This is a genomic window from Psychrobacter sp. Arc29 (assembly GCF_041431175.1).
In the GTDB taxonomy this organism is placed as follows: domain Bacteria; phylum Pseudomonadota; class Gammaproteobacteria; order Pseudomonadales; family Moraxellaceae; genus Psychrobacter.
The window spans coordinates 144,374-164,639 of sequence record NZ_JASMRR010000004.1 but is presented as its reverse complement, the minus strand read 5'-3'; the positions used below and the strand labels follow the sequence as shown (position 1 = coordinate 164,639).

13 protein-coding genes are annotated in these 20,266 nt (G+C 43.6%); 2 read left to right on the top strand and 11 right to left on the bottom strand.

Annotated elements, in window-relative coordinates:
- Positions 1 to 75 precede the first annotated feature (75 nt).
- The 5 genes from acnD to QO189_RS07160 form a co-directional block, all read right to left on the bottom strand.
- Positions 76 to 2,709, bottom strand: coding sequence for a Fe/S-dependent 2-methylisocitrate dehydratase AcnD (gene acnD, locus QO189_RS07180; protein ID WP_371532324.1), 2,634 nt, complete (start codon positions 2,707 to 2,709; stop codon positions 76 to 78).
- A gap of 295 nt (positions 2,710 to 3,004) precedes the next feature.
- Positions 3,005 to 4,132 carry a 2-methylcitrate synthase gene (prpC, locus tag QO189_RS07175; protein ID WP_371532158.1) on the bottom strand — a complete coding sequence of 376 codons (1,128 nt, stop codon included), beginning with the start codon at positions 4,130 to 4,132 and terminating at the stop codon, positions 3,005 to 3,007.
- A 61-nt stretch (positions 4,133 to 4,193) separates the two neighbouring features.
- Positions 4,194 to 5,087 carry a methylisocitrate lyase gene (gene prpB, locus QO189_RS07170; protein WP_371532157.1) on the bottom strand — a complete coding sequence of 298 codons (894 nt, stop codon included), beginning with the start codon at positions 5,085 to 5,087 and terminating at the stop codon, positions 4,194 to 4,196.
- A gap of 358 nt (positions 5,088 to 5,445) precedes the next feature.
- Entirely contained in the window at positions 5,446 to 6,732 is a 1,287-nt protein-coding gene (locus QO189_RS07165; RefSeq protein ID WP_371532156.1) for an NRAMP family divalent metal transporter, read from the bottom strand.
- 294 nt (positions 6,733 to 7,026) lie between these two features.
- Positions 7,027 to 8,040, bottom strand: coding sequence for a LysR family transcriptional regulator (locus QO189_RS07160; protein ID WP_371532155.1), 1,014 nt, complete (start codon positions 8,038 to 8,040; stop codon positions 7,027 to 7,029).
- A 241-nt stretch (positions 8,041 to 8,281) separates the two neighbouring features.
- Between QO189_RS07160 and QO189_RS07155 the strand changes: the two genes are divergently transcribed.
- The gene (locus tag QO189_RS07155; protein WP_371532154.1) at positions 8,282 to 9,244 is read left to right on the top strand and encodes a hypothetical protein; all 963 of its coding nucleotides are present in this window, start codon (positions 8,282 to 8,284) and stop codon (positions 9,242 to 9,244) included.
- Positions 9,245 to 9,327: 83 nt separating this feature from the next.
- Here the strand turns inward: QO189_RS07155 and QO189_RS07150 are convergent, their stop codons facing one another.
- The 6 genes from QO189_RS07150 to QO189_RS07125 form a co-directional block, all read right to left on the bottom strand.
- The gene (locus QO189_RS07150) at positions 9,328 to 10,293 is read right to left on the bottom strand and encodes a spore coat U domain-containing protein (protein ID WP_371532153.1); all 966 of its coding nucleotides are present in this window, start codon (positions 10,291 to 10,293) and stop codon (positions 9,328 to 9,330) included.
- A 65-nt stretch (positions 10,294 to 10,358) separates the two neighbouring features.
- Entirely contained in the window at positions 10,359 to 12,776 is a 2,418-nt protein-coding gene (locus tag QO189_RS07145) for a fimbria/pilus outer membrane usher protein (RefSeq protein WP_371532152.1), read from the bottom strand.
- Entirely contained in the window at positions 12,727 to 13,461 is a 735-nt protein-coding gene (locus tag QO189_RS07140; RefSeq protein ID WP_371532151.1) for a molecular chaperone, read from the bottom strand. The genes QO189_RS07145 and QO189_RS07140 overlap by 50 nt, the downstream gene beginning before the upstream one ends.
- 32 nt (positions 13,462 to 13,493) lie before the next feature.
- Positions 13,494 to 14,033: a spore coat U domain-containing protein gene (locus tag QO189_RS07135; RefSeq protein WP_371532150.1), complete on the bottom strand. Its 540-nt coding sequence runs from the start codon at positions 14,031 to 14,033 to the stop codon at positions 13,494 to 13,496.
- A gap of 442 nt (positions 14,034 to 14,475) precedes the next feature.
- Positions 14,476 to 17,262: a phosphoenolpyruvate carboxylase gene (gene ppc / locus QO189_RS07130; RefSeq protein WP_371532149.1), complete on the bottom strand. Its 2,787-nt coding sequence runs from the start codon at positions 17,260 to 17,262 to the stop codon at positions 14,476 to 14,478.
- 236 nt (positions 17,263 to 17,498) lie between these two features.
- Positions 17,499 to 18,782, bottom strand: coding sequence for a tyrosine-type recombinase/integrase (locus QO189_RS07125; RefSeq protein WP_371532148.1), 1,284 nt, complete (start codon positions 18,780 to 18,782; stop codon positions 17,499 to 17,501).
- A 690-nt stretch (positions 18,783 to 19,472) separates the two neighbouring features.
- On the opposite strand from QO189_RS07125, the gene QO189_RS07120 reads away from it, so the two are divergent.
- A complete protein-coding gene (locus QO189_RS07120; RefSeq protein ID WP_201599385.1) occupies positions 19,473 to 20,186 on the top strand; it encodes a hypothetical protein in 714 nt (237 codons plus the stop codon).
- Positions 20,187 to 20,266: the final 80 nt, after the last annotated feature.

Here is a 20,266-nt window from a genome sequence, read left to right as displayed (position 1 = left end):
ATGTCATATGAAGTTATACAACATCGGCGACTTCTATACTTTTCTATTTATCATGCTAAAACCTACAAGAGACTCTTAGACAATATCTAAAGTCCCTTCGATAAATTCTTTAGCAAAGCGTTGTAGCATACCGCCAGCATTGTACATTTTGACTTCATCCGCGGTATCTAGGCGGCAGATAATAGGCGTCTCAGCAGTACTGCCATCGGCACGATGAATCACTAGAGTCATCAACCCGCCAGCCGAGACTTCACCTGTGACATCAAAAGTTTCCGTGCCATCGATATTTAGCGTATGACGAGTCGTACCTTCTTCAAACTGTAGAGGTAGAGCGCCCATGCCCACTAAATTTTGACGATGAATACGCTCAAAGTCTTCAGCGACGACGGCTTCCACACCAGCGAGGCGCACGCCTTTGGCAGCCCAGTCACGGCTTGAGCCTTGACCATAGCCATCACCTGCGATGATGATAAGCGGTTGCTCACGGTTCATATAGGTTTCAATCGCTTCCCACATGCGCATGACTTGACCTTCTGGCTCAACGCGCGCCAATGAGCCTTGGACAACTTCGCCATCTTCATCGCGTACCATTTCGTTCAATAGTTTAGGGTTGGCAAAGGTGGCACGTTGCGCGGTTAAATGGTCGCCGCGATGAGTCGCATATGAATTATAGTCCTCAGCAGGCAAGCCCATGGTATCGAGATACTCACCAGCTGCTGATGAGCCAAGAATAGCATTCGATGGTGACATATGGTCGGTTGTGATGTTATCACCTAATACAGCAAGCGGACGCATACCTTTTAGTTTGTTCATCGCTGCCATTTGACCTTCCCAATACGGCGGACGGCGAATATACGTGGTCATTTCACGCCAGTCGTACAATGGGCTTAACGCTTTGCCCGTGTCTTTTTTGGCTTCATCAAACATTGGGATATATACGGCATTGAACTGCTCAGGCTTAACAGCCGCCGCAACAATGGCATCTACTTCTTCATCATCAAACCAGATGTCTTTTAGATAGACGTCATTGCCGTCTTGGTCTTTACCCAATGAGTCTTTTTCGATATCAAAGCGAATGTTACCAGCAATGGCATACGCGATAACGAGTGGTGGCGATGCTAAAAATGCTTGCTTGGCATATGGATGGATACGACCATCAAAGTTACGATTACCAGATAGTACTGCTGTGGTAAATAAATCATTATCGATAATTTCTTGCTCGATATCAGGATCTAGCGCACCGCTCATACCATTACAGGTCGTACAAGCGAAGCCGACTACATCAAAGCCGATCTCTTGCAATTCTGGCATCAGGCCTGCTTCTTCTAAGTACATTTTAACGGTTTTGGAGCCAGGTGCTAAGGATGACTTCACCCAAGGTTTACGTAATAAGCCTTTGGCATTGGCGTTACGGGCAACGAGGCCTGCTGCCACCATATTGCGTGGGTTTGATGTATTGGTACAGCTGGTAATAGCAGCGATAATAACCGCGCCATCCGGCATCAGACCATCTTTTGGTTCAGGCAGCTTTTGATCGGGCGCGTGGGCGATGCCTTTGGCCACCAAATCATCGGTAGATACACGCGCATGTGGACGCGACGGGCCTGCCATGTTACGACCGACTGCCGACAAATCAAACTCAAGCACACGGGCGTATTCGGCTTTTTCCATGCCATCAGCCCATAGGCCTGTTTGCTTAGCGTATTGCTCAACCAATTTAATCTGTTCCTCAGAACGACCAGTCAAACGCAGATAGTCAATGGTTTGCTCATCGATATAGAACATCGCGGCAGTGGCACCATATTCAGGCGTCATATTGGAGATAGAAGCACGGTCACCAACCGTAAGCTGGCGTGCGCCGTCACCGAAGAATTCGATATAGGTAGAGACCACACCTGCGTCGCGTAAGAACTCAGTCATCGCCAGTACGAGATCCGTACCAGTGATGCCTTTTTGCAATTTGCCTGTTAATTTTACGCCAACGTAATCAGGCAAGCGCATATATGATGGGTTACCTAACATGACGCTTTCGGCTTCTAGACCGCCCACACCGATTGAGATCACACCTAGTGCATCGACCATCGGCGTATGGCTATCAGTACCAACTAAGGTGTCAGCAAACGCGACTTCTTCACCTTCTTTATTATGCACGACCTGTACGACAGGTGACATTTTTTCTAGGTTGATCTGATGCATGATTCCGTTACCTGGTGGTACGACGTTGACATTGTCAAAGGCATACTGGCACCAGTTGATAAAGTGAAAACGGTCATCGTTACGGCGCTCTTCAATCGCGCGGTTTTTCTCAAAGGCATCATCTTCAAAGCCTGCGTGCTCAACAGCCAATGAATGGTCAACAATGAGCTGAGTTGGCACGATAGGGTTTACTTTGGACGGATCACCGCCTTGCTCAGCGATAGCATCACGCAAGCCTGCCAAATCAACAAAGGCTGTCTGACCCAAGATATCATGACAAACCACGCGGGCAGGATACCATGGAAAATCAAGGTCTTGCTTTCCTTCTATATGTTGTTTCAAAGCAGCGGTCAAATCCTCAGGTGGACAACGGCGCACGAGGTTTTCGCACAATACTTTTGAGCAGAATGGTAGCTTGTCATACGCGCCAGCCTCAATGCTGTCAATGGCTTCGCGTGCGTCAAAATAATACAAGTCAGTATCTGGTAGCGGCTTTTTGAATTCATCGTTCATTGGTTGTACTAGGGCGTTGTCCATAAGTCACCTTTGGCTGTTGGCTAATTATAATAAGTAGTTAAACATCGATATTAGGTAAAAAGTCATTCCTTTAGCAAAATCATCGTTCGTTATCATAGGCTTTGCTAAAGAAGCGATATTAAAAACTAAAAGGGTATGGTGTATAGAAAAGATAGCATATGACAATTAAACCTACAGAGATCATAGCAAAGCTCAATCATCATACCTGTATCAGCTAGCACTGCCACTAGCTGATAGTAAGTACGTAACAATAGCTACTTAAAAATTCAACTTAACGCGCGCTCATATCTGGTACAGGACGCAGCTCTTCACCGGTATATTCGGCACTTGGTCGAATGATACGGTTGTTGGCACGTTGCTCAAACACATGAGCGGCCCAGCCAGTTAAGCGTGAACAGACAAATATTGGCGTGAACAGTTTGGTTGGGATACCCATGAAGTGATAGGCTGATGCATGGAAAAAGTCAGCATTACAGAACAGTTTTTTCTCACGCCACATGACTTCTTCACAGCGTACTGATACTGGATATAGCACATCATCACCAACGTCCGCAGCTAGCTTCTCAGCCCAACCTTTAATCACGACGTTACGTGGATCTGACTCGCTATAGATCGCATGACCAAAGCCCATGATTTTGTCTTTACGAGCCAGCATACCCATCATTTCTTCTTCAGCTTCATCAGGTGAGCTAAAGCCTTCAATCATATCCATCGCCGCTTCATTCGCTCCGCCATGCAATGGGCCGCGTAGTGAACCGATTGCACCAGTGATACAAGAATGAATGTCAGATAAAGTGGATGCACACACACGCGCAGTAAAGGTCGAGGCGTTAAATTCGTGCTCTGCATAGAGGATAAGTGATACGTTCATGACTTTTTCGTGTAGCTCGTTTGGCTTTTCGCCTTTGAGCAAGTGCAAGAAATGACCGCCAATGGTGGCATCATCCGTGTCAGTCTCGATACGCACATTGTCATGGCTAAAGCGATACCAATAGTTAATGATCGATGGGAAGGCGGCCAGCATACGATCGGTTTTATCGTTTTGCTCAGCGAAATCCGTTTCGGTCTCAAGATTGCCCAGCATTGAGCAACCAGTACGTAGCACATCCATTGGATGCGCGTCGCTTGGGATACGCTCAAGCACATCTTTTAATGCTTGTGGTAGGCCGCGAAGGCTTTTGAGCTTAGCTTGATAAGCATCAAGCTCGCTTTGAGTAGGTAAGTTGCCATATAGCAGCAAATACGCCACTTCTTCAAAAATACACTTATCTGCCAGCTCTGATACGTCATAGCCGCGATAGGTCAGACCAGAGCCCGATTTGCCAACGGTCGATAATGCCGTCTTACCAGCAACTTGTCCGCGAAGTCCTGCGCCTGAAAGTTCTTTCTGTGCTGCCATGTCTACATTCCTTTTGTGGGTAGCTTTTTATATTGTTAAGTGAAAATACTGCTTATTATGATTATTTATTGTCCGCAAACAGCTTGTCTAAGGTTTGCTCAAACTCGTGATAGTTTAAGAAATCATAAAGCTCCATGCGCGTCTGCATGGTATCGACGACTTTTTCTTGTGTACCGTCATCGAGCAAGTGCTGATAGACATTTAATGCCGCTTTGTTCATGGCGCGGAAGGCTGATAGTGGATAGAGCACCATATCCACGCCCACGCCATACAACTGATCAGTGGTATACAGATCGGTCTGACCAAACTCGGTCATGTTGGCGAGGACAGGAATGTCGAGTACATCGGTAAATTTACGATACATCTCGATATCGGTGAGCGCTTCTGCAAAGATCATGTCGGCGCCAGCCTCTTGAAAAGCAACGGCACGTTCAACAGCAGCGTCTAAGCCTTCAACGGACAGCGCATCAGTACGAGCCATCACCACAAAATCAGGATCCGTCTTGGCATCTAGTGCTGCTTTTAGGCGATCTACCATTTCTGAGATGCTGACGATTTCTTTATTTGGACGGTGACCACAGCGCTTTTGCGCGACTTGGTCTTCGATATGTACCGCTGCCACACCTGCTTTTTCCATTTTTCTGATGGTTTGGGCAATGTTAAACGCACCGCCAAAGCCGGTATCGATATCAACCAATAATGGCGTATCGACGGCATCAGTGATACGTCGAGCATCTTCTAGCACGTTATCAAGGCTGGTCATGCCCAAATCAGGCAAACCAAATGATGCATTTGCCACACCGCCACCAGAGAGATACAGCGCTTGATGGCCAACTTGGGTCGCCATCATCGCGGTATAGGCATTAATCGCGCCTACAATTTGTAATGGCTGGTTATTATCATTTTTTTGTTTAAGCGCACTGCGAAAGCGTACACCTGCTGAGAGTGAGGTCATGTGAGTATCCTTTCATAATCTTGCATGGAGAGAAAATAATCTTGTTGTTGTCACTGATTATACCCAATTATCCACGTCTGCAAAGGTTAGCTTATATATAACTGTTTATTATTTATAATAATTGATTGTAGTTAATTTAATAATATTTATAAAACAAATAGCATTATCTACTTTTTAACGTTTAGTTAGAATAATTATTCATATTACTCAAATCGCCAAATTTTGACAGGACGTATTTTTACATTTAGTTACAATTATAATAGGTGTATTACTCTATAGATTGTCCTGTTCCCACCAAAAAGCCCTAACAGCTAAGCTATTAGGGCTTCATTTATCATGAGCTTAAAAAAGACTAAGTTTAAGCAAATAAACCTGCCAAATTGGCTAAGAACAATAAGGCAAATCCTGCCAAGAATATCAAGCCTGCGATAGACAGAGCATTCATACCTGCGGACAGTTTCTTATGCTTCTTGACCAATGAGTAATTGAGCCAACCAAAGATAGGTGCAGAGACAAACGCCGATATCATCGCAAACTTAAGCATCGCGCCCAATTGTCCCGTGAAGAACGTAATAATCACAAGCCCGCCACCGATAGCGTATGTCGTCCAAAAAGCGATTTGCTTTTTATTGATTTCGCTTTCGCCTTTAAGCAAACGCCAGCACTCGGCATTGGCACGGCCGTAGCCATCAGCACAGGTAATTGTCGTGCCAAACATACACATGAAAGCGACAAAAGCGACCAGCAATCGTGACCATTCACCGATGGTTGCCGTATACATATTGATTAGCTGATTAATATAAGCACCGCCAACCAGCTCAATCTCTTGCCCTGAACCATACTGGACAAACACACCCAGCGATAAGAAAAACAAGGCTAGAATCGCTGAAACGGCATAACCGACGTTGAAGTCGAGCAAGCCTTGCTTGTGCGTGGTGTGATCAGCTTTGACTTTGGCAGAGGTCCACATAGAGGTGATCGCGGCAAACTCAAGCGGTGCTGGCATCCAGCCCATCAATGCGACGATGAAACCGAGTGTCGCTAGGTTCCAAGGGGACACAGCAATAAAATCTGCTGCCATCACAGTTGGCTTGCCAGCGGCAATCACGACCGCAGCAACGGTGGCTGCCGTCAAGGCAATCATAATCCACTTAGTCACACCATCGAGCAATTTATAATGACCAGCTATCAAAAAGAACCAAGAGACGGCCACGATGATCATAGACAGCACCATCGTCGATAGCTCAAGGGAGGCGGGTAGCATAAAGCCCAAAATCACCGCTGCAATCAGCGAGACCGCACCCGTACTAATGACCGCTGATAAGATAGAGAGGATAAAATATACCCAAAGATATACCTTTGAGCGCTTGGCGTAGCCTGCAATCAAACTCTCGCCCGTATCGTAAACATAATCGGTTGCAAAGCGAAAAAACGGATATTTAAAAACGTTGGCTAAAACAATCATAATCGCCAACTGCCAGCCATATATAGCACCAGCCTGCGTCGATGAAATCAGATGCGAGCCACCGATTGCAGCGGTCGCCATCAAAATACCTGGGCCAAAGATACGCCAACTAAAGCCTTCTTGCTGTTCAGTAACGATATCGTCAGTGGTACTTGGGTTATTGAGTGGTTGTGTGGACATGAATACCTCGAAATGGTTAAAACGGCAAATCATCACTTACCTGTGTCAGTTTGCCAGTGATCATTAGACAACCGCTCTATACATGCTTTTTTATAAAACGATTAATCTTGTATCGACTTTAGCACACCAATACGATTCAGGAGAATGATTATTCTAGTTATTATTACTATTTGTTTGCATTGCCATTCTTTTTGGTTAGCATATTAATCTGATAATATCAAGTATTAGAGCAGATTATTTTTTGGCGTTTCTTTATAACACAATATCCACGCAATATCTGGTCATTTAAGGACGTTACACAAATTTTTGTCGCCGGTAGGTGATGCCTCGTTCTTCATAGACCTGATAGATCGCATTCAATAACTCAGAGATACTTGGATGCACAAAATCTTTGAGAGTATGCAGATAAATAGGAGAAGTGACGTTTTCATGTACCAAACGCTGGTAGCTGATTTGTTCTGTACGTACCGTGGTTAAGCTGGCAGGTACAAGCGTGATACCTTCGCCCGCAGCGACTAAGCCTAGAGCTACTTGCAAGTCACTCACCGTGGTGGTCATAAAGGGTGAGATACCGTATTGTGCAAACAAATGTAGTAACGGCTCCGTAATCGGCTCACTAAGTGCAGATTTTTCATTGGTAACACGTCTGGTTTTTGTATTAGCTTCCTGCTTTGCTTTGATGGACTCTGATGTCGGTAGTGTGGTGGCTATCGGTAAATGCGTTTGATGGTATAAAATCAAGCGATTATTTGCTAAGTCTATTAATCGCTGCTCTTTTACATGAGCAAGAGGATGCGACTTTGGCAAGGCCACCACGTAGCGCTCATGACGCAGTAATATTTGTTGAATCCATGGATCTTGATGGGCAAAACGCCCAAAACCGATATCAATCTCACCAGATTTGAGTGCCTCCATTTGTTGGTAAGAGCTGATATCTTTGAGGTTGACATCTATATCAGGATTGGACTGCTTGAGCATGGCGATGATTTCAGGAAGTAACCCATATAATACTGACGGCACAAAGCCGATGTTTAGCGCACTACTTGGCGCTGATAAGCGCTGGGTCATGCTCGTGACGGTCTCGATTTCTGTCAGTATGGTGCTTATCTTATCGTAAAAAAATTCGCCCGCTTCAGTCAGATGTAATGGCCTGTGGTAACGATCGATAAGCACGACATCCATATCGGTCTCGAGCTGTTTAAGCAGGCGGCTCAAACTTGGCTGTGACAGCCCTGTTTTTGCTGCGGCTGCACTAAAGCTGCGCAAATTCGCGACAGCAATAAATGCATTGAGCTGTTTTAAATCCATATTATTAAGCCTGTTATGGTATATGTTGTCTCTATACGAGCTACTTTTGATAAGAATTCATCGCATTATTTAAGATGAGTCTTACAAATGTTAGCGGCCTCAAATAAATTGTGCTTGAAGATAGGGGTGTGAGCAACTATATTGGGGACTAACGATACTGTTACAGTTTAGCAATAAAATTCACAACTTCATTTTATCAGTCATTTACTGCCAGTAGCATAAACTGGCTTGGTGTTATTTTATGAACGACAAAAAAAAAGGCATCGGTACTGATTTTGACGAAGAGTTGTCTCAACTCGTTCATAAAAAATCGCGTAAGCGTGCCAAAAATAATATTTACGAACGTTTTATCAGTCGAGTTCAAAGCGCTGAAAATGACACCCAAAACGATAATGATGATTCAACGTCATTAAAAACGGCAAGTAAGTTACCTGCTTTTGAGCCTCTAAGCGTAGAAGAGCTGCAATTATTTGAAGATAAAAATAACGATAAAGAGCCAAGATTAGAGTTAGCCGATATCGTCACAACAAACGCTACTTTTGACTTTTCAGGTCAAAATGCATCGACACAAAACAAGGTGTCAGATACGCGAATGGATAATTATGCTGGTGTTGACCATGACTTAAATAGTGACTTAAGTAAGAATAATGAGGAAAAAAAGCCATCCTCTGTCGATCTCGATCAAGCGACGCCTTTATCTAACACAACGATTGATGACCCTTTAAATACTAAAGCCATGCCATTGGAGCCAGATCATAGGGATGCCATAACGCCACAAAAGAAAGTGGCAAGTAGTAAAAAACCTCTCATTATTGGTATGATTTTTGGTTCACTACTCATTGCTATTGTCGTACTTACCCTTATTTTTACGGGATTTTTATCGACTTCTGTTTCTGACACTACTGTTAGCAATGATAGCGACTTAGACGGGACAGCGCCGGCAGCTACGACCAGCACGCCAGTGGTCGGCGCCGAACCTATAGTGAATAGTGATGACAACCAATTATCTAATGATGCCAATACGGTCGAGGAGCCGTTAGTGTCAGCACAACCGATTAATGCAGACAATAACGAACAAAACGTGCCCGCAGCTGAAGTCGAGCCTATAGAACCTTCTCGAGCTCCACAGAGTGAGGCTGCCATTACCTATGAGGACTTTAGGCAAGAGTCACAAACCACGTTGTATCGCGAGACTAACGATTAATTTTTTACAAGCTCTTGCTCACAAAGATACTTGTTTTATAGATAATCACAAAACATATCGTTTCGTCAGAAAGCAATTGTCGCTCAATAATTCACACGAATGGTCACGGTATCAGAATAATTATCAGGCGTCACATCAGCACTTGGTACGGTCACGTATACGGTTTGAGATTGAGCTACGCCAGTGCCAGTATCAGCAAGTCCATTCCCAACAGTCGTAGAAGTAGCCGTATTACCCCATATGGTTCCAGCAGAGCCCGGGGTACTGCGTAATTGATACGGTACTTTATCGGTATTGCTGCCAGTGCCACTCATCAAACCTGCACCGTTTATATTGCCATTTGAGGGAGATAGCCCGATATGGTAGGGAGAATCATTAGTGCAGGTTACATTGATAGCATTGTTATTACTGCCCACAATATTGGTTTGATTTGCCGAATGGCTGCCTAAGTTAATATCAGAGGTAGCATTAATCACACAGCTGGGCACGACCTTTGTTTGAACAGTAAACAGCAGAGGCTTCTTTTCTTCTATTATATCTGTCACACAGTTGGGGGTAGATAGTAGTGCTAGGGTATCAGAATAAGTGATCGCCGTACCGCTGGTATTAAAATTATTGATATAGGTGCCTAGTGTCGCAAGCTTATTATCATTATTGGGCATTAATGATATTTTTATTGGCACATCGACAGAGACACTGTTCTTTGGGGCAATGGTATGTACGACAGACTTATAAACTGAGCCTGATGTTGTACCCCAAACTGTATCTCCGGGTAATGTCATATTAAAGGCCAATCGGGAATTATTTAGCGTGTTTTTCAAAAAACGTGGAGATACCATACTGGGGTTATAGTCACCGCCATCAGCTGACAGACAGACCGATACTTTCATGCTAAGAAGAAGGTCAGTATTTTTGCAAGTATAGTTCAGGGTTGCATTGATATTGGCACTATCAGCGTTACTAGGGGTTATTGCTGTGCTGATATTTATGATGCTAGGGCTCATACTTGCGCTGCAATCAGCAGTTAATATGGCATTAGCATGCTGCATGGGCAACAAAGTCCCAGCCAGTAAAAGCAATGAACCATAACACCATTGTAATAGCTGCAGCTGCCTCATTTTTGTACCCCATCGCAGATAAGCGGACCAATGAGGGGAATATCATTATGGTCACTGTGATATTCAAAGCTAACATGACAAACCTGACTGTCAGGCGTGGTTACTTGTAAAGTATTTTGTGCATCCAGCATATCTAAATATACCTCACCATCAAAACCAACCATAGCTGCTGGTACACCTTTCTTTGAAAGCATCTCTACTGTACTACCGACTGGTATTATTTTATTTTTATCGTCCTGTAGAATAACTGATGCCGCGTTCACTGGTGTGATATCTAAAGCCACCACCATACCGGATTGCTCTGCTGGCGTGGCATCAATGCTCACTTTGTCGATTCTCATATTGGCAGGCAAGTCCATAGGGTTGATACCTATTTTATTTTCTTGATAAGCATTGAGTGGTGATACTAGTAGCAACCCTTTACTATTGGTGCTGCCAATCGGACTATTTTGTAAAAGAATTGGAACATTAGCGATACCGTTAGTGGAGACTACCGCAAAGCTGCTATTAAGCCTTCGTGAAGGAAACAGGCCACCACCCATCATAACTAACGATCCTGTACTGCCACCATAAAAAGAGAGGTCATCTTCATTCGTTGTAATGCCTGCTTTTACTTGTCCATAGCGCCCAAGATAGCTCAACTCTGCCGACATGTCGTTACGGTCTGCGCTATTACGGGTTTGTGCTCGCCAGCCTACACCGCCCGAGTTAGGCTCGGCTTGCGATATATCTGCCACAAAAAAAGTGCCATTAGCTTGCTGTTGTAAGCTGCTACTGGCTGACCGGTTCTGGCCCAGTGTCATAGACGCCCCAATTACTGCACTACTATTGTCAGAGTCATTAAAATCGTGCGTTAGGTTAACGTTCAGCATCAAGCGTCGACCAAAGTTTTTACTCCAATAGGCGCTGGCAAGTTGTATGGCGTCCTGTTGGTCATAAGTTACTTGGTTATAGCTAAGGCCAAAGCTCCCTATAGACCGAGTACTGTAACCTGTTGAGAACTGCTCACTCCGATGGGCCGGTGCCGAGCCATATTGCGTACCAACGTCTCGATAATTACCATCAGTGCCTATGGCATTGAGTCCAACATAAAAACGACGGTTATTCCATGAGTAGCTTGCACTATATTGTGTGCCGCTTTTGCCTTGACCCTCACTGCCCGCCAGCGATGCAAACAGCGCTCCACCTGTACGCCCTAATAACCATGTACCACCAATCCCAGCGTTCTGGAGACCAGAGGTTGCTTCCGCATGAGTTTCTGCAGTAAAACGGTCATTTACGCCATAACGCCAAGTGCCACTAGCGGCTATATCGTCAGCATAATTGAAGGATTCAATACCATAATCTTCACGTACTGCTCCAATCTCAAAGGACCAGTCGGAAAGCCCTGATTGTAATAATTGATGTGTATTATATAAAGAAAAGTCGAGGGTCTGACTTTGACCTAATGCATCAGTCACTACTAATTGAGCTCTGCCAGCACCACTAAAACTAGGTACGGTATCAAATTCAAACGGGCCTGCAGGGACATCTGTACTAAATTGCTTAAGCCCATTTATATATAGATCTACCGCTGAAGGTAGGGTTGCTGTACCAAAAAATGAAGGTAGGGGTGTGGTTACCATATAAGGCTGCAAGTTAAAATTACTGCCTATTTGTAGACCGCCCAAACGGGTGGGGCGTGTCCATGATAATGCACTTGTAAGTATGTCTCCTGCCTGCATCGTAATCAGGCTGTCAGGGAATGATTTGCGCCAGCTGGTATCCAATCGAACGGTATGAGCGCTCCAGTCACTCCTATCCCAAGTATCATTTTTTGCGGTTGTTAATGCTGTACTGCTCAGCACTCCAGAATTATTGAATGCTCGCAATTCTGTGTAAGCACTGAGGTTACTGTCATCGTTTGGGTCATGTGTACCGTAAAGCGTATAGTTTAATAATATGCCAGGTGATGTATTGGTGGTTAGACGTTTATGTTGATGAGTGCTATGTACTGTCATATCTAAATTTAGCATGTCAATTGATGCAATCATGCTTACCGTTTGCTGGCGAGGATTATAGTCAACTTTGAGATTAGGAATACGGTTGAGAGAGATTGGCGTCACGATATGAGATGGTAATATAAAGCCCATCTGTTGTAATACATCAGTACTCGCCCACAATTGATTGTCATCATAAATGAAATGAACCAAACCCACGTTTTTGCCATTCAATGTGACCTCCAAATACAGATCAAGCTCGGTATCTGGATTATCACTATAGTTGTCCAACTCAAGTTGAGACAATCTTTTTTGGTCAACCTCTAGAGGATTAAACCCATTTACAGCATGACCTATAGACATGGTCATCATATGAAAGATTAGGTTAGTGAGTAAAATTTTCCAGCGTGATATCGGGTATTGTTTGAGTTCCATTCATCAACACCTTAAATTTTCCACCTTTTTTTAGCGTAGCTGGTGATATTTTTAGCACCCAATGCATGGTAGATCCTGGTAAAACGTAACCTAGTAATCCTTTATTAATCTCGGTGAGATTGTTGTTACTGTCCACAAAACTTAGGGCCGCTAGCTGAGCATGCCCATTCCCACTATTACTTACTTTCAGCTTTATCTGATCGGTATTAGGTTGTGTCTGAGCGCTCCACTGTAACTTGGGGCCAATTTTTTTTGTGCCTTTAGGCTGAACGAATACGGGTAATGAATAACTTAATACAAATTGCAGACCAGTTTTTTTATCATCAGATTTGACAGGCAACTCGTTAATCAGCAGTCGAAATGCGTCCTCGACTGCTGCCACATCTTGTGATTGTGTCTTAGTTCTAATAATTCGAATCAGCTGCTGCTCACCAGGATTTAAACGAATCATAGGCGGGCTTGCTAACAGTCCACGTGAGGATTCAAGTTCATCACGCATATTATTCTGTGACCAGTGATACACACGCACTTGCGCGTTGACCACGTTGTTACCAGAATTGCTAAGAGTAAGCCCACTGGCATTTTGTCTGGCTTGTAACGTTAGAGATATAGGGGATACTTGCAATCCACTTGCTCTTACCGCACCAGAAAACAATAGCAGTCCAGAAATAAGCCCATAATACACCGTATGCCTTATACAGTCGTTTAACATCACTATTAGTACAGCACGCTAACAGCGACAGTATCAGAATAGTCACCAGGTTTAACGTCTGTTGTAGAAGTTACCTTGGCGTATACGGTATAAGTATCGGCGGCGGCGCTTAATCCAGCACCTGTACCAGAGACACCATTACCTTCCGCACTTAAGATCCCATTATTACCCCAAGCAGAACCATCTGTTGTTTTGGACAACTGATAGCTAATTGTATCGCTACCTGGGCCTGTCATCGCTCCCGCCCCTGATGGGCTATTGTTGGACGGTGTTAAATTTATAACATAGGGTGCGTCTTTGGAACAGGTGACTGAAATATTGCTGGCTGAAGACTGTTCAGCGATTCCCGTGGGACCTGTATTTGCAGCATAGCTACCAAAATTAATATCTTGAATACCAGATGATGAGTTTACAGAGCAAAAAGAAGTTATCGTGAGTTTGACGTCGAAGGTGCCATCAGCTGTCGCAGCGTTAGCAGCAGAAAATCCTGCTAGGATAGTAGTAGCCACAAGTGCTGAGGTCATTAAATGTTTTTTCAATTGCATAGTAATTTCTCCAAAAGTATATTTTGAGCACATTCCAATACAAAGTAGGATAATGCTCTATCAACTTACAATCACCTGTCAATAGCCAAGTAATTTATTTAGAGTATCTATAAAAACAATCAAACAAAAGTTTCTAATTAATTATTGCACAACTTTTTTCCAAGCGCACGACAAATGTATGCATGTCTATGCTTTTATTAGTGAAAAATTGGTTGTTAGCAATCGTAAAAAATAAAGGAAGTAGAGATAAATTATTTTAGTTCTTAAAATGGGTCAGGTTAGATATGATTGAATAGATTATCCTGACAATAGATTAATGTCAGAAATGATAAGATATGTAGGCTGAGTTATAAATTACTATTCGTAGGCTATGCAATGAATGTGCATTAAATAATGCACATTCATCTAGCTATCATAGTTTTCTTGTCAATTTTATCTACTTTTACCCCGTATTACGCAAACCCGCTGCCAGTGCATTGATACTACGGATTAGTGGGTCTTCTACATTGAGATTGTCATCTTTATGGTTATCTGTCGTATTGTCATCTTGTTGTCTAGCACGCTTCAACAGCTCAATCTGTATATAGTTAATGGGGTCCAAATAAGCATCGCGCCACTGCAGAGAGGCAGCTAGATTTTGCTGACCAGATAAAAGCGTGTCTTGATCTAGCAAAGAATTTAGACCGGAAGAAGTTAGCTCATGCTCATCGAGCACCTCACTCATGATTTTTTCGCGTAACGGCTCATCATCACATAGTTGGCTATAGGCCTCGGCAATATTCATATTGGCTTTGGTAAAGGCCATTTCGATATTACTGATAAACACGCTAAAAAATGGCCAGTGCTTATTCATCTCTTTCATCAATGCTTCGTCTTTTTTGACGCTATCTAGCGCACTACCGACGCCATACCAAGCAGGTAGGGTAAAGCGTGCCAATGACCAGCCAAACACCCAAGGAATGGCTCGCAAGGTGGTCTTACTTGGTAGGCCTTTTTTACGATGGGCTGGACGTGAGCCAATGTTTAATAAAGAGATTTCTTGTACTGGAGTGACCTCGGAGTAGAACTTATAAAACCCTTCGGTATGATCGGTCAGCTCTCGATAACGTTGTTCACCCGCATCTGCTAAGCGTGTAAACAGCGCTTCATACTCTGGCAACTCAGTCGGTTGTACTACAAACCTTGTAGAGCAGGCTTTGAGTGTGCCTGTGATTGCCATAGTTAGCTCAAACACGGCAGTATCCGTATTGGCGTACTTGGCATAGAGCACTTCGCCTTGCTCAGTTACTTTAATCTGACCATGTAATGTGCCAGCTGGCTGTGCAGCAATGGCTTTGTGCGTTGATCCACCACCACGGCTCACAGAACCGCCGCGACCATGGAACAAGCGTGTTTTTATGCCATATTGCTCAGCAATGTTATTGATGGTTTGCTGCGCGCTATAGAGCTGCCATGCAGAGGTGATAATACCGCCATCTTTTGAAGAATCTGAATAGCCGAGCATGATTTCTTGCGTATTATCGCTGTGCGCTAGTAGGCCGCGATACAGTGGATTATCTAAGACGGCAGGTAGTATCTTGTCGATATTTTTGAGATCTTCGATGGTCTCAAACAAAGGTGCCACGGGCAAATCAGCCGATAGCTGGCCTGCATCGTTAACCCTACATAGACCAGCAAAGCGCATGAGTAGCAGTACTTCTAGTAGCTGGCTTGCGTTATTGGTCATTGAGATCACATAACTGCCAAACGTGTCAGCGCCAACGAGTTTGCGTAAAGTCGCCACGGAATTCATCAGTGCCAACTGCTCGCGTGTTTTGTCGCTTAAGTTATCGGTATAGATGAGCGGTGTGCCTGGCTTTTGCAGTAGGCGCGTTAACCATTCTTGGCGTTCAATCTCGTTAAGCGTTTGATAATCGGGTAGGTTTGAGGCACTATCAAAAATATCAGCGATAACCTCGCCGTGATAGGACGACTCTTGGCGGATATCGAGCGCTGCCAAGTGAAAGCCGCAGGTTTTGACCAAGCGAATCATATCAAGCAGCGCCCCATCTGCATGCGCTTTATCATGTGTGGTGACACTTTGGCGTATGAGACGCAAATCCTCTAACAACCCTTCAGGACTGGCATAAGCGTCTTTTTCAGCCTCAGTATCAGTGCCTTTGCTTTGAATACGGCGATTGGTAGCGTTGACTTTGGTCAAAATTAAAGAAAGCAGTCGACGATAAGGTTCGTTGCCATAATCGTCAAGGTTATAATCAAACACACGCTGGGCAAGCTCATCGTAACTTTTGATCTTGGAATAGACGTCAGGTGAAACGGTAACAATGGTGTCACTATGAATCAGCTGTCGGCGCAGTTTTTTGAGTAGCACTTGATAGTGACGCAGCACGGTATCAGCATGCATCAATACAGCAAGTTCTGTGGTCTCAAAAGTCACAAAAGGATTGCCATCTCTATCACCACCAATCCATGAACCAAAGCTCATAAATGCAGGTAGTGGATAGTCTGTAAGCTCCGGATAGATATCGACAATGGCTTTTTTGATATTACGATATACTTTAGGAATGGCATTGAATAAACTGGCATTAAAGTAGTGTAGGCCATTGTTAATTTCATCATATACCAATGGCTTACGGGTGCGCACTTCATCAGACGACCATAATAGATCAATCGTTTGCGCCGTTTGCTCTTTGGCTTGTTCATAGGCAAAGCTGTTTTCAGACACGTTGTTTAAAGCATCGCTATGTGTGAATAGACTTTGTAAGATATTCATCGTAGTACGGCGACGCGCTTCGGTAGGATGTGCCGTAAATACAGGTGTAAACTTTAGCTGATCAATCAGCTCTTGCATTTGAGCAGGCTCGATATTGCGTTCACGACACTCAAGTAAGGTACGACGAAATGATCCTTCCCAGCTTTGCTCGGACTGCATACGCTGTGCATGACGCTGCTCACGCAAGTAATTCTCTTCGCTTAGATTGGCTAGGAAAAAATAGATAGAAAAGCCGCGTATGACATTTTTTAAGGTTTGATTGTCCAAAGAAGCAATAAAATCGATAAGCTGCTGTTTATGTGCCTCATTCGGCTCACGGCGCTGTTGAATAAAGCCTTTGCGCAGCGTCTCAATCGTATCTAGCGTCTGCTCACCAGATTGGCGAGAAATAGCATCACCTAATAATGAACCCAACAAGCTGGTGCGTTTACGTAGTACGTTGTTATCTAGTGTCATCTTCAACCTTCCTATCAAATGAGTGAGTACAGTATTAACGAGTATAGTAGTAGGGCTGTCTTAGACGTTATGCCTCTACAGATATCCCTACCGTTTTTTGCAATTTAACATAAATGGGTAATTATGTTTGACGCTCGAAGAAATTTTCTATCAACCGATGTTTGTCATACTATAGTGTATTTAACGCCTCGTCTATTTTTCAAATTTTCAAACTATGCTTTATGCTTAGTACTAGATTATTTAGCTGACGTCTTAGCGTAATCTCGCAGCTTATCTATATAATCTGCCCAATCTTGCATCATCTGGATTCTAGTATCGATTTCATCGAGTCTGTTGTAAGCCCCGCCATGTGTGTCTTTTATCCTGTGACCTAGCTGTAACTCTGTGACGATGTCAGAATAGCGTAGCTCAGGCTGTTCCATGAGCAAGGTTTTAGCCGATGCTCGAAATCCATGCGCACATTGCACATCTTTGTATCCAAGCCGATGAAATATCTGTACCAGTGTGGCTTTACTAATATAAGCATTGTTTGAACCACGCATTGAGGCAAAGACGTACTCCTTATGGCCTGTGATGGATTGAATGTTTCGTAATCGCGCAATCACCTGTGTGGCTAATGGCACGACTAAGTGCGAGACCATATCGTCGCGACCTTCGCCTTTGGTCGGGGAGAACGCCCATGTATTATTATCCCAGTCAATATCCTGCCAACGCATAGAGCGTAAATCAATACTACGGACAAACACATAAGGCAGTAAATTCATGGCTTCTAATGTGAGCTTGCTTGCCCCTTTGAAATCGGCCATATCCTGTAAAAGCGTCGCAAACTGATCCGGTTTGGTAATGGCTGGCAAGTGATTGCCTGAGCCAGCTGGTGCCAGCTCGCCACGGGTGTCAATCGCTACATTTTTATCGCATAATCCTCGTGCGACGGCGAATGAAAATACTTTTTCCGTATAAAGCCGAGTGCTGGCACCAACGAAGGTCGCTTGATTTTCATTATTTTGAATCGACTCGCACACACTCAGTATCATCTCACTGGTGATATCATTCATCCTTAAGTCGCCAATGTTTTGGCACATGTATCCTAAGCACAAATCCCAAAATTTGAGTGTCGACTCACTAAACGCAGGCTTTTTCGATTTGCTTTGCTGACGACTGGATGTTTTGTGATCTCGCCATGCTTGCGCAATGTCAGCGAACGTGGCGTTCTTTAAGTGAGCATACTTATTCACTTGCTCTTTTTGCTGTATGGCTTTGGGGTCAGAGCCGTTTGCGACCGTATTAAGTATGACCTCTGCTTTGTACTTGACCTCATATAGACTGATGTCCTCGACCTTGCCCAGCATCATTCTAGGTCGCTTACCATCGAAATGTGGATGAGAGTAGCGCAGGTAGTATTCTTTTTTACCGTTTGGATAGACACGTAGACTCAAACCCGTGATACCTGAGACGCTGACCGAGTAGTCCTTATCTCGACATTCAAGTTTGTTGATATCATTTATATTGTCGACAGCCATGTTCTTATCCGTAATGTTTATGAGGCAAATGCGGGTTTATGAAAGATTGATAACTTATGAAAATACCCTTCTGTAAAAAGCCAAAGAGTATTTGGACACTAGTATGGACACCGATATTTATTATAAGAATATTACATACCTTTTAAATAAAAGGATTTATAGACTAATTATTCCCAAGGCTCACTTGGGGATAATTGTAGCATATTGGGGAAATAAGGAGTAGAACACGCGCTTATTGGGTTAAGCATCGTTTTTCACTCATCATTTCGGTACATAATTAGAGAAATTGATAAAGCGAATCGTCCATTTGGTAAGCGATAGCGCGGATTTATCGTAAAAACCACGGTCGCGTACGCGCACAGAATATAAAGATCAGGGTCATAGTACTGTTCTATGCAAATCTGGAAGGTGCTGTTTTAAGGTCTAATATCAGTGCAGGCACGTAAAACGACTAAAAGCTAATTTTCTAAGTATTCATAAAAACAAAACTCAGCAAGTCTATTGGCAAATTTAAAATAGGGCAGATAAATGATGCATAATAAGATAAACTGCCTCGCAAGCGCTGATGGCGTTCAGTATCTGTCAAAATGCGTGAGCAGCTACCATTTGGCGACCAGATCAACTGTGAAAGAAAATTTATAAAAGACTATTGATATAAGGCACATCGTTATGGAACAAAGAAGCAACTCTATGGAAAAAAGCCAAGACGCTGTAGAGCACAGGCCTGTCTTTATGCCTAGAGTCAACAGTGACAATCTAGTAAAAACAGACATGGTCAGATTTGAACGGCATGTGGGATTTGCGACCAGACAAAAGAAAAAATCTATCAATGATATGCATCAAGTCATTCGCAAAAAGTATGGCTTTAACCATGTTTTGGAATTATCCAGTAAATCTGGCAATAAGCTGAGTTTTCCGCTGAGTCCGTTCAGCTTAAAGATCACTGATGAGCATGATGGCAATCAATACAGTGTCGAAAATGCTTTTCAATCCAGTATGGTTTTTGAAGATGGTGGCCCTTACATTGATTTGCTGACAGCACCGCCAAGACAAGCCAGAAAGGACGAGCGATTAATGACCTCGGGTGAACTCATCGGCTACAATTATTTTGGTATGGAGTGGGGCACGGAGCCGTTGACTGTATTTTATGATTGGCTATATGTGAATGCCCTAAAACAAAACCCTCAGCTACATGAGGAAGTGATGCAATATCAAGCCTTTACCGATATTACCTTTAATCCCAAAAAATCTATTCATAGTGCAGCTTATGCACTGGCGTTATTTGTGGCGCTCAATAAACGTGAGATGCTCGATAATGTTGAAGATCCAATGACCTTTTATGATTTATGTAGTGAGTTTAAAATCAGTAATACTGAGCATCTTTTGGAAGAAGGTTGGATTTGATAAATGCGTAACGATAAACATGAGAAACCATAGGCTATTGATCGTCTCTCTTATTTTATTTGCCTTCACGTCATATTAAT